A 12,880-nucleotide genomic window follows, 5' to 3' on the forward strand; every position below is an offset into this window, starting at 1 on the left:
GTTCATCGACGGCATCGAGCAGACCGAACCGACCAACGACGAGGCATCATCCATCACCGACCGGAGCGCCGCCTGAACCAGCCATCGCTCATACACCAGACTTGACCATAACTCCACGGCCGGCCAGCCGGCCGGGTGCCCCCACGGGATCGGGTAGGTGGCATCGCCGGTGAGTTTCACGGCCCCCTCTTTGAATGTTTCACGGTTAGGCGCTTCGGGGGTGCATACGTTGGTATCCGATTGATCCTTCGCCACTTTCGCTCCCTCCAAGCCGACCTCCAGAGAATATGTTTCACGGCCCCTGAACAGTGTGGAACGGGGTCTCGGGCTCTAGTGGACACAATGCGCAACAGCAGAAGCCAGGGTTACGTGGATCGAGCGTTTCATTGTTCTCCTTTGCTTGATTGGGTGTTCGCTTGATTGTCCGACGGGCAAGGATCGTGGGTCGTGCTCGTGCTGTTCGTCAGCGCGATATGGATACAGGCTAGGATGGAAAGCGCTGGTTATCCGGGCCGACAACCTTGCGGGGCCGCCGCCTTGGGTGGGTCATCGGGGTTCATTGTTACTGGGGCTTTACTGGAACCACGCGAAATTCCTCAAGGCGTGCGCCGCAGGCTTCGAGGTCGTCGGCATTGAGTTCCTTGCCCCGAGCCTCTGGCGGCATGTCCAGTGAAAGATGGAAGTAACGGGCGCCCTGCTCGCAGACGGTTGCGGCGAGGTGGACGGGCAGGGTGCCCAGTACCCGGTCGCCTGGGGCCAGAATGCTCGGGTCGAGATGCGCGAGGGATTCGTCGACCGCCAGTCCCTGGCGTTCTGCCCATTCCACCGCTCCGGGATGGCGGGTTACGAAATAGGTCCGTTCGGGCATGACATCCTCCGGTTGGCTGAGAGTGAGTGCATACTCCGCGATTGGCTCGCCGGAGTCCGGATTGGCAAGCTTGCCGCGCGATCCATTTCAGGTGTTATTGAGCCGGTTGATGGCGGCCTCGAGCTCGCGTTGTAGCCGCTCCCGGTCATGCATGATTTGCCGCACCTTTGAATTTCTGGGCGGGGTGCCATGAGCCATGGCGTTCCGCAGCTCGCGCAGAAGGTGCCACGCGTCGCGTTTCCAATCGGGTTCTTCCTTGTTGACCCGCTTGCTGAAGGCGTCGCGGATTTGTTCCCGAGCCTTGTAATTGGTCGGGGTCTCTCCCTGTTCGATACAAAGGCTGGTGAGAAACGCCTCGAACCCGAATATCGCGGCGCGCGGATAGTCCCGTCGGCGCAGGGCACGCAGGGCCAGTGCTCGCTGATTGTTGCCGAGGTTGTCGGACCGTGCCCAGGAGAGCCGTTCGATGAGTTTTTCCCTGAACAGGGCGGAAGCCCCGCTCAGTTCGGTTTCTTCGAGCTCCTTGAGTACGGTTTGGAGTCGCTGGCGTGCAGCCGGAATATTGAGCGTGGTCTGATGGAAATGCGCTTCTGCCAGCGCCCTGGCCTTGTCCGAGGGCAGACCATCCCGTGCCAGGAGGGGCCCGAACACCCCATAGTCCCCCGAGGCATCAAACCGGGTGAGGGCTTCTATCCAGCGGTGAACTCCATCGAGACCATCGAGCTGAAGTACGGGCGTCATGCCTTGATCCGGGCCGTCACTCGGGGTCATGTCGAGCGCGCCGTACCACAAGTGGTTTACCTGGATGGAGCGCAGGGCCTCCAGAAAGTATGCGGAGAGGAAACCGAGCATCCCCAGGTGACGGAACCCGTGGGTCAGGTCAAGATCGACTCGCCCGCGCGGTATCGACTCGGCGATTCCCTGAAGAATGCGCATCTGCTCACGGTCGTCACGGGCTTCCGGAATCAGGCGCAGTTCGACATCCATGCCCGTGGCCTCTTGCGCGAGTGCAGTCAGGGGCGCCAGTTGTTCCTCGGAGACGCGGTGGTGGCTTTCCGCTTCGAGCAGTTCCAGACGCTCGTTCTCCCGCCGGTTGTCCCCTTGGTCTGCCAGATGTTCCACCAGCACGCTCCACATGCTGCCGCTGGTTCCCAGAATGACGAGTCGGTCCGGCATCAGTTCCTTGGCCAGTTCCAGCCCGAAAAACGGGCTGACGCGGATCGAACCCCCGGGAAAGGCGTAACTGGCCGTCCGGTAGCCCGTGGCTTCCGAGTACCGGCCGCGTCCGAGAAAAGTGCTCAATGAATGCATGTTGTCCTCATCGCGTGGTGTGACCATTGGGTGAAGGGAATCGAAGCCGCTCGATCGGGCCGGTACTCGCCGGTCCGCGGCTCATGACCTGTCGGTTCGGAGTACGTCGATCGTGAATACGCGTGGTGTGCCGTCCGAGATCCGGACATACTGGCAACGCCGGTCCTGTTCGCGGGTGAAGAGTGCGCCGGCCACCGAGGCGAGTTTGGTGCCGGCGGTGATGTCCACCAGAATCTGGCGTTCCTTGAGCCGGCGTACCCACCCTTCTTCCTGCTGGCGATAGGTTTCCCAAATCACCTGAAGATGGTTCCAGACCGATTCGACCTCGTTGAAATCACAGCCCTGGGGATCGAAAACGTTCGTCCCCGGTGCCGAATGCTTGAAATCATCCAGACTGAGGATCCGAATGTTGTGTGGGGCCAGCAGCCGCGTAAGGATCTGTCGGAAAAGGTCGAGGTCACGGACTGAGCCGTCGTCACCCCCGGACGGTATGACCACAATCTCCTTTAGCCGCGTCTTTTCAGGTTCCGCGCTCAGATGCGGTTTGATGGCTTCCAGCGGCATCCGCCAGTTAGCAAGGGTGTCCTGCCATTGATTCAGGTCTGTGGCGGGGTCCAGCCTGGATGGCAGTGATGCCGCGTCGTTCAGGGAGTGGTCCTTCGGAAGGGCGCTCAGGAACAGTACAAGGACGCGAGTGTCAGGAGGATCCAGAGTGATCTCGCGCTGTTCGGCTGCAAAGTCGGCCGGGGCTTCCTGATTGCGCAGAAAATGGATGGCATAGAGGATGATAAGCAGACCAATGATCAGGAACAGCAGAGGAGTCGTGGTAGGCGGGTAGGGCACTCCCCACTCCGTCAGTGTGCTCTCCGTCAGGAGGAACAGACTGGAGCCCAGCCAGTCGAGGGCCAGAAGAATGCCCACGACGAGGAGAATGGCCCGCCATGTGTTGCCGCCGAGGACGTTCTGTAGTGCATTGAGCAGGGACCGATTGCGGGTTCCGGCGAGTTTCTTCATGTCATCTCCTGGAATTCGATACCGTACGCAGTCCAACCGCCTGTCGACGAGCCGGCTGATGAATGCACTTCCCTTAACGCTGTTGCGCCTTCACTTTTTTGCGTCGATCCCGGTCCGCCTAGGGGAATTTCCCGGTGCGGTCTGGCGTGGTGCGCTTGGTGCCCGGCTTCGCGAACTGGTATGCACCACCGGGTTGCCGGAGTGTAATGGCTGTCCTGTCGTCGATCAGTGCCCCTATCCGGCGCTGTTCGAGACCCGCGTCCCGGCCGACCCGCCGAGTGCCCTGCTGCAGCACAATGGCGCAACAACGCCCCCCTTCGTGCTGCGCCCGGATGCGTCCGGCGAAGATCAGGATGTGACCCGGACTACTCTGGGCCTCAATCTCGTGAGTCAGGACGCGCGGGCGTGTGCGCTGATGGTCCGAGCGCTGGAGCGCGCCGGTGCGCTGGGAATGGGGCACAACCGGGTGCCGCTTCAACTTGTGAGCATCGAACAGGCCGACGTTCGGGCAGGAGGGGAAGATGGTGAGCCCCCCTGGCGTGTCCTGAATAATGATTCCATCGATCAATCGCTTGAGCCCCCCTCGGCGATGGTCGTTCCGCCGGCACCGCCAGCGGTTGATGTCCGGCTGGTCACGCCCCTGCGGATGCGCATTCGCGGGCGTTACGTGACACCGGATGCGTTTGACCCGGTCTCTTTCGTGCGCACCGTCCTGCGCCGGGCCACACACCTGGGTGCCAGTCACTGCCCTGACTTCGAGGAATCCGAACTGGCACGGATCGGTCGTCGTGCGAGCCACTTGCGACTGTTGTCCAGCGATCTCGCCTGGCGGGATCTTCGACGCTATTCCGCCCGTCAGGGTCGTGCTGTCCCCATGGGCGGACTGCTCGGGACTGTCCGGATTGCCGGGGAAGCCCTGAATGACGTCTGGCCATGGTTATGGCAGGGGCAGTGGTGGCACGCGGGCAAGGGCACGACCATGGGGCTCGGGCAATACCACCTGATGCCCCTGGCCGGAGCCCCGGAGCGCTGATGGCTACAGCGCGCCCGATTGTTGTTGTTCAGGGCTTCGACTGTAAAAGAGGCTGCCGGGCGCGTCCGGACCCACAAGCTTGTCACCGGCTCCAAAGGCACTTGAACTGGTTACGGTCGTCCCTCTGAGACGGAACAAAGTTGCGTGAGCCTGTTCGGCTCGCTCGCTCGTTCGGTGGGTGGGCGTGAGGCGCAGATATGCGCGGGCCCTGGACTGCGACCGGGCATGGCCCGGTCGCGGTGAATGGGGTCAGTCGCCGGCGATGCTCAGGCGGGTGCGGGCCTGGCGCACGGCCTTGACGATCTTCTTCTGGTCGTGACCGTCGGCCAGGTTCTCCGCGCGGTCCAGCAGGTCGGCGAGCTGCGGGATGAGTTCGTCCCAGCCGGCGGCTTCATCGGGGAGTTCGCGGATGGCCTTGTTGAGGTTGTTCCAGCGGCTCTTGCCGGGCTCGGCCTCGCAGGCCTCCAGGGCCTGGCGGAGGTCGTCGACCTGCGTTTCTTCGGGGCTCATCGCCTGGCGCTTCTGTTCGCGCTCCTGTTTTTCCTGCGCCTGCTGGTGCTGGCGGCGGGTCTCTTCCAGGGCCTGGCCGAAGCCGGGGGCTTCGGGTGCGGCGCTGTCACCGAGCTGCGTGCGAAGGCTGTGCCAGCCGTCCTTTTCTTTTAGATGTGGCTTCAGGTATTCGCCGTCTTTGCGCGCGTCCATGAAGAACTTTGGATTCCCCAGCTTGTCCAGCGGGGCATCCGCCGCCCGGGACGGGTCGGCCATGGCCAGTAGCTGGCGCAGGGGTTCACTGTCTTCCCAGCGCTCTTCCGCGCCGTCGGTGGCCTGTGCCCAGGCGTCGTTCATGTACTGTACGAAGGCGTGGCGGCAGGCCTCCAGGTTCACAAGCGCGTCGTCGTCGATCTCGCGTGCCGGATCGTTCGGCTCCAGACGGGCATCGGTCACGCCGACCGAGACCTGGCCGAACCCGAACGGCTTGCCGGTTCCCAGCGAGTGGCGAAGGTCGCCGCGCCCGCCGAAGTCCAGCGCCCACACCAGCGCGCCCAGCTCCACGTCGCGCAGGTTGTGGAAGCGGATCTGCGTGGAGAAGGTGGTATCGGAGGGCACGGTTTCCAGCTTCACCTGGACCTTCGGGCCGGATTTGTCCGGCGGGCGGGGAACGTGATGGGAGCTTCGGACCGGATAGCGTTTCCAGCCGGACAGTTCGGCGCGGTCATCCATCAGGGTGATGTAGTCCTTCTTTGTCTCCTGCTGTCGCAGGTAGGCCGGGTAGAAGGTGGGCTTGGGCCCGTTGAGGACCATCGGGCCTTCCCAGTGGGTGGCGACGTCCTCTTCGCACTCGGCCAGCCCGGGCATCACGCGGCCCCGCAGGCTGCCATTCGGGCCTTCGGCATCAATGCGGCCGAACAGGAGTTCGGCCAGGTCGGGGGCATCGTCGTCCAGATGCGCGGAGGCCGCGTTCTTGCCGGCACGGGTGTGGCGGATGGCGTCGTGCAGAGTGTTGCGATAGGCGAGGCGATACATCATGGCCAGGCCCAGCGAGCGTACGCTGCTCTGATCGCCTTCGGCGTGCCAGAACACCGGTACGCCGGGGGAAACGCTGTGGAGTTGAGGCTTCCAGAAGTCATTCCATTCAGGGGATTCCTGGTGGATGAACTGGAAGTCGCTCATCACCTCGGGGGATACGGGGATCTCGTCCCGGGGTTTGCCGGCGTCGTAGAAGATGAACTCGCGTTTCTTGGCGTTCTTTCGGGTGTAGTCCGGGCCGGGTTGGCCGGTGACCACCACGTGGCCGTGGCGCGGTCCGCGCCCGAGGTCGATGGCATCGGCCTGATCGTTGTTGCGCACGGGCCCGACATCAAAGTGGATCTCGGGGAGGGTCCCGATCAGCCCGTATCGTTTCTGCACGGTCCCCGCTTTCTTCCATTTTTGTTCATCAACGCCGAACGCCCGGATCAGTTCTTCCTGGTGCAGGCGGACGAAGTTCACCGGCCGGATGTACCAGCTGCCCTCGCGGTAGCGCAGCCAGCCCGCTTGCACCGGTGCCTTGACCATCTCCTTCATGTAGAAGTTGTCCGCCTTTGTGAGGTCGCGCACCCCCAGGCGCTGGTCCTCCACCTCACGGAAATGGCCGAACGCGGCGATCTCGAGCACGTGGCGCAGCATGCCCTTGAGGCTGCTGGCCGGCACGGCCGGACGCCCGTCCGGCGTGCGGGCCAAATGGACCTTGCCGGGTTCCCTGTCGCTGCCCGGGGTCTGCGCGCCGCCGACGCTCAGCGGGGTGTGTGCGGTCAGGCGGATGCGGATCTCGCCGCTCCAGCCGTCCTGGAACGGGTGGTCGTGGCTCACGTGCGCGTGCCAGTCCGGGCGCAGCACGAACGGGGTGAGCGGCACAAAGTTGTAGGGCAGGTTGAGGGTCATGCCCGGTCCTCCTTGAATCCGTCGAATACGGCCAGTACGGCCTCGGGGGTGGCGTCGTCGGCCGGATCGCCGTCGGTGTGCCCGGCGAAGCCGTACAGGCGCAGGTAACGCAGGGGCGCGGGTGCCCGATGGTCGTTGAGATGGATGACCGTCTCGGCCAGATAACCGGGGTCCGTGTCTGTCTCTTCGATCCGGAAGCAGTGCAGGCGCCAGCCGTCGCCGCCCCGGTATTCGAGCTGCCAGCGCGTCCCGTCCGCCGCCAGGCCTTCGCCCTCCAGCGGCGGCATGCCGTCCACGGGCTCGGCGGGCAGGCTGCGGACCTCGGCGGGCCACTGCATCCAGCCCCGGTCGTTGCACAGCGCACGACAGCGCTCGTGCACGGTGGTCGAGTCCAGGTCCTCGCAGTCGTGCTTCAGGCGCACGGGGGTCAGCGCGGGCGGGGTCCATTCCCAGCCCTGCTCCTCGCAGGCCCGAAGGAAGCGGCGGTGGTCGGCGAGCAGCGATTCGAGACGGTTCATCGGGCGGTGTCTCCTTCGGCGTTGAGCGTTGGCGCGTCCTGGCCGGCGACCCAGGCCCCGTCGTCGTTCCATTCGGGATCGTGTTCGGCGGCAAATCCGCCCAGCCCGCGGCTGCCGCCGGCGCCCAGCGGCAACCAGCCGCGCGCGAGGTCGCGCAGGGCCAGATCCAGGGCCTCGCGCACCTCCACTGGGACCGGGATGTCCCGGCGCGGCAGGATATGCAGGCGCAGCGGCAGGCGACTGCGCCAGAGCTGTTCCTCCTGGAACAGGGCGCCGCGCTGGACACCGCCGGTGAAACGGTCGATGCGATTGTGCAGCGGTGCGTGGACCTGCGGATCGGGTTCCAGATAGGTGTCGTTGATAATGACGGCACCGGCGAGCCCGGAGGCATCGCGGTCGCTGGCGTGGCCGAACAGGCAGCGCACTGCCTCGCTGCGTTCCGCATCGGGCGGTGGCCCGTCGGGGTTGATGAACTCCCCGGTCAGGCGACGGTGGTGGAAGGCCACCCGATGGGCGAGCGCGCCCTTGATCGCCGAGGCGGGCACCACCGGCCGGGGCCGGGTCCAGGTGCCGCGTCCGTCGCGCCATTCGATCACGGGCTCGCTCTGCGGGAGCATGTTGTCGGGTTCTTTCGTGCCCGAGTACTCGCCGAGCGGGTGCTCGCCGCCCCCGATGCGCCAGCCGGCTTCGGCCTGCAGATCGAGCTCCACGCCGGGGATGCGAAACGCGGTATCCCCGGGCGTGAGGGCCTGCAGTCCGTCGCGGCTGGCACGGTGGCGCGGGCGCTTGCGGAATCCTTCGCGGCCTTCGGGGGTGCGCAGGTCCCAGCGCGCCATGTGGAGTTCGGCCACCCGGAACGCGCCCGAACCCGCGCGGGTGCCGCGGCCCAGACGCAGGGCCGGGGACTGCAGCAGGCGCAGCAGCCCGTCCCATTCCCGGGAGGCGGCGTCCGAGCCGTCGCTCCAGTGGCCGAGCAGGAAGGTATAGCGGGTGCCGCGCGGAGCGAGCGTGACATCGAACTTGCCGCGGTCATCGGCGGCGCCCCGGTGGTTGAGCCGGACGCGCTGGCGGATCAGCGGGTGACTCCGGCTCAGCCGCGACAGCAGTGCGTCGCCGCGCACGTCCTCCTCCTCGCGCAGGCCTTCCACGGGCCGGTCCTGGCTGTCGTGGACCAAGCCCCAGAAGACCTGCACGCGCGAGATGCGCCCTTCGCCGCGTCCTTCGCCTTCGAGGTGGCCGAACAGCCGGTCGGCGACGGTGTCGCCGTATTCGTCCGCGCAGGCGTGGCGCAGCACGCCGGCCAGTCCGCTGGCGGGCAGGGTGGGCAGGTGATTCGCGTCCCGCATCAGGACCAGGTCATGTGTGGCATCGCCGGCCCCCGAACCGATCGCGTGCGGGGTCTCGGCTTCCAGGGTGACGCGGGCAAAGTCGTGTACCGGGAGTTCGGGGATCATGCCTGCGGCTCCTTGGTTGCGTGCCCTTCCACGGCACGGGTCCATTCGGGGGTCTGGCCCAGCGATGCCAGCCGCACCACCACCTCGGACAGCTGCTCCGGAGCATTGCGATGAATCGCCTCCAGTTGAGCTTTGAGGCGCACTCCCAGGACGTCTTCTTGCCTGGGACCCAGTTTGAGTTGCCATCCCGAACGCGTACGCACGATGGCGTCTTCGGGGGGCTCGCGATCCTTGGTGGCCCCGGAGTCCTTGGGCGGCTGGAACAGGGCGCGCCACAGGCCGTCCGGGTCGCCCCGGTGGCGGTTGGCGGCGTCGCGCAAACGGCCCCACTGGCTGCGCCCGGGGACCTCGTCCTCCGCCAGGGGCGCATTGGGCGGGATCCCCTGCCAGCTGCGGGCCTCGTCAAGGGATGCGATCAGGGCCTCGAAGACCCGCCGGGCACGGTGCTCGGCGTCGAATTCGAGGAACTCGGTGCGGGCCATCCGGCGCAGCCGGCGCAGCAGCGCGGTGTCGGGTGCCGCCGGGACCGAGCGGGTGTCCGTGGTTCGCGCAGCGGGCGCCTCCACCTGCAGGGACTTGTCGGCGAGCATCTGCGGCCGGGCGACGGCCTGGCCCAGGCCGGCCTCGCGGTAGTGCCCGAGGCCGTGTTCCAGCGCGGGCAGGGCCTCGGGCGGGGTGCCGGCGGGCAGGGTGTAATGCAGCACACTGCCGCGGGCGATCACCTGGCGGTCGGCATCCCGCCCCCGGCGCTTGCCGTTGTACGGGCTGTAGCTGCGCGTGCGCAGGAAACTCTTCTGGTGGTCCCACTCGGCGCCTTCGGGCAGGCCGAGGTACTGCGGTCGGGGCTGCAGGGTGGGCTGCCCGCGTTCGTCACGCAGCGCCAGATCGGACAGCAGCCACAGGGTCAGGGTGTTGTCAGAACCGCCAACGCTGGCCGGATGCGGCGGCGCCTGGTCCAGCGGCTCGATTTGCACGCGGCCGAACTCGGCGCTGCGCGAGCGGCCGAGACGCGCGGGGCCGTTCAGACATTGGTGCAGGCGCTGCACGAGCGCCTCGTCCAGGGTGTCGTCGGTCTGCAGCTCGAAGACAAAGCTCTGCCCGCGCTCCAGGGCTTCGTAGCCGAACAACTGGCCTTCTTCGACCCGGCCGGTCTCCGGCGCGATGGCGGTCTTGAGTGACTGTCGGGTGCGCGGGCGGATCCACCGACCGCAGGCATCGACATGGCCGCCACGCAGCTGGCGGGGCTGGCGCCCGTCCTCGGGTTCGCGATGCATGAGGTTGAGCACCCGGTCGCGGTCCAGACGGGCGTGACCGCTTCCCGCAACCTTCTGCTTGGCGTCTTCGTTCTTGTAGTGGTGAAGGGCGAGCGGCACCGGCCAGGCGGGGGTGCCGGGTTCGCTTTCGGGCAGGGCGTCGCAGAAGCGGACCCCCCCGCCGTGAAACACCTGCCAGGCCTGATCGGGGGCCAGGCTGGCGTACAGCCGGCCCGCCGCCAGGCCCAGAAAGAGGCTGCCCGGCAGATGATCGAGGGTTTCGTGTTCGCCTGCGGTGGCGGCAGACCGGCTGACGATCACGTCCTGCTCCAGGGTGACGCGGAAGGCGTGGCGCGTGGCACTCATGACGGATCCCTCAGGCTGAGTTCGGCCTCACCCAGGCCGCGGTTGCGTTCGGCGCCGACGGCGCTGATCAGCGGCAGGACGCCTTCCAGCGTGCTCCACAGATCGGCTTCATCGAGCGCGCGCTGCTGTTGCCGACGCAGTTCCTCTTCCAGCGAGGTTACCTCCAGGCCCAGTGGCGTCTGCAGCTGCATGGGGAGGGCGACCTCGGTGCCCCGCAGGGTCTTGTCGCTGGCGCTGCCCTGTCGGTTGATGGCCGTGCGATGGACGTCCCGGAACAGGAACGGCCGCAGCTGCGGGCCATCGGTGTCGGGATGGGCGAGGAATGCTCGCTCGGGCTCCGGCAGCGTGGCGTCATCCACCTGCAGCATCCCCGGCCGGGTGGCGGAGCGCGCCTCCTGGCCGCTGCGGGAGCCGAACAGGAGTTCTTCCACGTTTCCGGCAGGGCCGTCGGGCAGGGTGACCCCGTCGAACCAGTTCCAGGTGCCGGCGCAGCGCATCGCATGGCGCAGCAGGCCCTTGAGATGGCGGCCGGGGATGACCGGCAGGCCGTCACGGTCGCGTGCGGTGAGTGCGTCGAGATGCGTACCGGCGGAATGGCCGCTGCCACAGTGCCAGTAGCCGTGCAGCTGCACGGTCAGGGTCTTCGTCGACATCAGGCGGTCTCCTTCCGGGTGTCTTGCCTGTGGAGGGCCAGCAGCGCCAGCAGGTCGCCCAGCGGGCTGTAGCGCTCCCGGCTCCCTCCGTCGCGGTCGCCGTCACGCTCGGGGCCGAACGGGAGATCGTGTTCATCGGCCCGGCCGACCAGCGCTTCCAGGTGGCGGTCGAACTCGTGCAGTGCCCGGGCCGCCGGGGCTTCGGCCAGGGCGCGCCAGCGGTTGTATTCCTTGCGCGCAAGCTCGGGGCTTTCGTGGATGCGGGTGGCGAGCTGGCGCAGGCGCGCGGCGTTGAGGGCACCGTCCTGCAGGTGCTCGACAAGATCACGCAGCGTTTGCAGCCTCGGCAGGCCGGCGGCGTCCACCTGGCCTACCGCGTAAGCCGGGAGGCCCAGGTGATAGACCGTGTTGTGCGTCGACTCGTAGCGTTCCATCTCCTGACTACTCAGGGCCGCGGCATCGTCCGCCAGGCTGGTCTGGATCCGGTGGAAGGCGATGGATGACGGCACTGTCGCCTCCTCGGTGGCCGAGCGCGACTGCTGCTTGGCACGGTCGCACAGGCTTTCCGCCAGCTGATAGCCGCGGGCGAACGGTTGCCCGGACTTGAGATAGGTGATGCCGGCACAGGCGGTCAGCCGTTCTGGCAGGCGCTCGATGACATCGTCCGGTGTGCCGGCCTCCTTCAGTTGTCCGCGAAGGGTCTGCAGCATGCGTTCGGATTCGCGCTCGAAGGCCTCGATGAAGTTCTCGGTGAAGTCCAGTGCAAGGTCGGCGCGCACCAGAAGGGTCAGGTCGTCACCCCCCAGAACCAGCGGGCGTGCGGGGTAGACGCCGTCGTTGATCTGCGGCTGCAGCACGTCCTGCGTGGCGCTGCGGGCGGCGTCGCCCGTGGCTGCGTCCAGCCCTTCCGAGAAGGCGCGGTAAAGCCGGACGTAGTGTTCGGGGGCGTGTCCGGTGGCGTCTCCCAGTACCCGCAGGATCTGGCCCAGGCCGTTGCCGTCCGCGTGGATGAGCCCGACCATGCCGTCTTCGCCCAGCGGGAAGCGCCGCGATCCGGGCTCGTCCTGTTCGAAGTTCCGGGGCCACTCGGCCCGGTCATCCGGGTCGAACTTGTGCGCCAGACCCGCGTGTTCCGACCGAGCGAACTGCCGCTTGACCCGAGTGGCGGCATCCACCGGTTCCCGGTCACGCTTGCGGTCCCGGGCCACGGCGACCTCGCCGGTACGGGCGTTGCGCTCGGCGACGGGCGCCGGGTTCGGCAGCGCGGCGGGGCGCAGGTTGCGCATGCCGGCAAGCGTGTCGATCCCCGTGTTGATGGCCCCCTTCACCGACTCACCCGAGCAGATGCAGTCCACCCGCTCGATGCCGGGCAGGAGCTGGGCCACCAGCGTGCGCCACAGGGCCCGGAAGCGCCGGGCGGTCTCTGCGTCCTCGAACACCAGGTACAGGGCACCACCGGCCCGCCGCGGTGCCGGCAGCGACTCGGGTTCCACCTCGCAGGCGCGCAGGGCCTGGTCGAGGATGCCACGCGAGAGCTCGTCCAGCAGGTCGCTCCCCGCCACCATGTCGGCCAGGCGGCCGGAGGCGAAGAGGAATGGCTGGATGGAGCGGGCTTCGAACAGATAGGCGTGGTAGCGCATAGGTCCTTCCTTGACGGGCCGGAGGCCTTGCCTCCTGGCGGCGGGGACGATTTTTTGCTGGAGGGTACAAAAAAAATGCGGATGCGGCAGCTGCGAAAAGGTTGTGGCCGGACTCGGGAAGTATCTCGGTGGAGGGCGTAGCGGCGGTATGTGCGGCACTCGGCGGAAATACCGCTGACACGCGGAGGTTCGAGTCGCGCGCGTTCCGGGTAACCGGTCGGACGTAAACCGCATCCGCGAGGTGCGGCCCCGGAAGGTCTTAATCCCCTTTCAGTCGGGGCATCGGTCGGACGAGCTGCCCCAGGCCCCGGCCATGATGCAGAGTCTTAATCCCCTTTCAGTCGGGGCA

10 protein-coding genes, 1 pseudogene and 1 CRISPR repeat array (1 of these 12 cut by a window edge) are annotated in these 12,880 nt (G+C 66.8%); of the genes and pseudogenes, 1 reads left to right on the top strand and 10 read right to left on the bottom strand.

Annotation, left to right across the window (positions count from 1 at the left end):
* The 4 genes and pseudogenes from B1A74_RS03075 to B1A74_RS03090 all read right to left on the bottom strand — a co-directional run.
* Positions 1 to 255: pseudogene (locus B1A74_RS03075) on the bottom strand (hypothetical protein); the annotation flags it as partial.
* A 307-nt stretch (positions 256 to 562) separates the two neighbouring features.
* Complete coding sequence (gene csx16 / locus B1A74_RS03080; RefSeq protein WP_024329722.1) at positions 563 to 868, bottom strand: CRISPR-associated protein Csx16; 306 nt, start codon at positions 866 to 868, stop codon at positions 563 to 565.
* 87 nt (positions 869 to 955) lie between these two features.
* A complete protein-coding gene (gene csx2 / locus B1A74_RS03085) occupies positions 956 to 2,179 on the bottom strand; it encodes a TIGR02221 family CRISPR-associated protein (RefSeq protein ID WP_077243800.1) in 1,224 nt (407 codons plus the stop codon).
* 81 nt (positions 2,180 to 2,260) lie between these two features.
* The gene (locus tag B1A74_RS03090; RefSeq protein WP_024329724.1) at positions 2,261 to 3,193 is read right to left on the bottom strand and encodes a hypothetical protein; all 933 of its coding nucleotides are present in this window, start codon (positions 3,191 to 3,193) and stop codon (positions 2,261 to 2,263) included.
* A gap of 58 nt (positions 3,194 to 3,251) precedes the next feature.
* On the opposite strand from B1A74_RS03090, the gene cas6 reads away from it, so the two are divergent.
* Positions 3,252 to 4,226 carry a CRISPR system precrRNA processing endoribonuclease RAMP protein Cas6 gene (gene cas6 / locus B1A74_RS03095; RefSeq protein ID WP_029681305.1) on the top strand — a complete coding sequence of 325 codons (975 nt, stop codon included), beginning with the start codon at positions 3,252 to 3,254 and terminating at the stop codon, positions 4,224 to 4,226.
* 249 nt (positions 4,227 to 4,475) lie between these two features.
* On the opposite strand, the gene B1A74_RS03100 is transcribed toward cas6, so the two are convergent.
* Genes B1A74_RS03100 through B1A74_RS03125 form a run of 6 tightly spaced genes read right to left on the bottom strand, consistent with a single transcriptional unit; the run spans position 4,476 to position 12,531 of the window.
* Positions 4,476 to 6,647 (bottom strand): TIGR03986 family type III CRISPR-associated RAMP protein, encoded by a 2,172-nt coding sequence (locus tag B1A74_RS03100; protein ID WP_077243733.1) that lies wholly within the window; start codon positions 6,645 to 6,647, stop codon positions 4,476 to 4,478.
* Positions 6,644 to 7,165 (bottom strand): hypothetical protein, encoded by a 522-nt coding sequence (locus B1A74_RS03105; RefSeq protein WP_077243734.1) that lies wholly within the window; start codon positions 7,163 to 7,165, stop codon positions 6,644 to 6,646. The genes B1A74_RS03100 and B1A74_RS03105 overlap by 4 nt, the downstream gene beginning before the upstream one ends.
* The gene (locus B1A74_RS03110) at positions 7,162 to 8,619 is read right to left on the bottom strand and encodes an RAMP superfamily CRISPR-associated protein (RefSeq protein WP_077243735.1); all 1,458 of its coding nucleotides are present in this window, start codon (positions 8,617 to 8,619) and stop codon (positions 7,162 to 7,164) included. The genes B1A74_RS03105 and B1A74_RS03110 overlap by 4 nt, the downstream gene beginning before the upstream one ends.
* Positions 8,616 to 10,238: a hypothetical protein gene (locus B1A74_RS03115; RefSeq protein ID WP_077243736.1), complete on the bottom strand. Its 1,623-nt coding sequence runs from the start codon at positions 10,236 to 10,238 to the stop codon at positions 8,616 to 8,618. The genes B1A74_RS03110 and B1A74_RS03115 overlap by 4 nt, the downstream gene beginning before the upstream one ends.
* A complete protein-coding gene (locus B1A74_RS03120) occupies positions 10,235 to 10,891 on the bottom strand; it encodes an RAMP superfamily CRISPR-associated protein (protein WP_024329730.1) in 657 nt (218 codons plus the stop codon). Before B1A74_RS03120 ends, B1A74_RS03115 begins: the two co-directional genes overlap by 4 nt.
* Positions 10,891 to 12,531, bottom strand: a complete 1,641-nt coding sequence (locus B1A74_RS03125; RefSeq protein ID WP_024329731.1) for a hypothetical protein — start codon at positions 12,529 to 12,531, stop codon at positions 10,891 to 10,893. Before B1A74_RS03125 ends, B1A74_RS03120 begins: the two co-directional genes overlap by 1 nt.
* A gap of 256 nt (positions 12,532 to 12,787) precedes the next feature.
* Positions 12,788 to 12,880: direct repeats of the CRISPR family, unit length 36 nt; unit sequence GTCTTAATCCCCTTTCAGTCGGGGCATCGGTCGGAC; it runs 355 nt beyond the window's last position.

The sequence above is a fragment of the Thioalkalivibrio halophilus genome (assembly GCF_001995255.1).
GTDB lineage: Bacteria > Pseudomonadota > Gammaproteobacteria > Ectothiorhodospirales > Ectothiorhodospiraceae > Thioalkalivibrio > Thioalkalivibrio halophilus.

Bases quoted from the DNA above. Each gene is read 5' to 3' on its own strand.
- B1A74_RS03090 (WP_024329724.1), bottom strand. From the start codon at position 3,193: ATGAAGAAACTCGCCGGAACCCGCAATCGGTCCCTGCTCAATGCACTA.
- B1A74_RS03110 (WP_077243735.1), bottom strand. From the start codon at position 8,619: ATGATCCCCGAACTCCCGGTACACGACTTTGCCCGCGTCACCCTGGAA.
- B1A74_RS03105 (WP_077243734.1), bottom strand. From the start codon at position 7,165: ATGAACCGTCTCGAATCGCTGCTCGCCGACCACCGCCGCTTCCTTCGG.
- csx2 (WP_077243800.1), bottom strand. From the start codon at position 2,179: ATGCATTCATTGAGCACTTTTCTCGGACGCGGCCGGTACTCGGAAGCC.
- B1A74_RS03125 (WP_024329731.1), bottom strand. From the start codon at position 12,531: ATGCGCTACCACGCCTATCTGTTCGAAGCCCGCTCCATCCAGCCATTC.
- B1A74_RS03115 (WP_077243736.1), bottom strand. From the start codon at position 10,238: ATGAGTGCCACGCGCCACGCCTTCCGCGTCACCCTGGAGCAGGACGTG.
- csx16 (WP_024329722.1), bottom strand. From the start codon at position 868: ATGCCCGAACGGACCTATTTCGTAACCCGCCATCCCGGAGCGGTGGAA.
- B1A74_RS03120 (WP_024329730.1), bottom strand. From the start codon at position 10,891: ATGTCGACGAAGACCCTGACCGTGCAGCTGCACGGCTACTGGCACTGT.
- B1A74_RS03100 (WP_077243733.1), bottom strand. From the start codon at position 6,647: ATGACCCTCAACCTGCCCTACAACTTTGTGCCGCTCACCCCGTTCGTG.
- cas6 (WP_029681305.1), top strand. From the start codon at position 3,252: ATGAATGCACTTCCCTTAACGCTGTTGCGCCTTCACTTTTTTGCGTCG.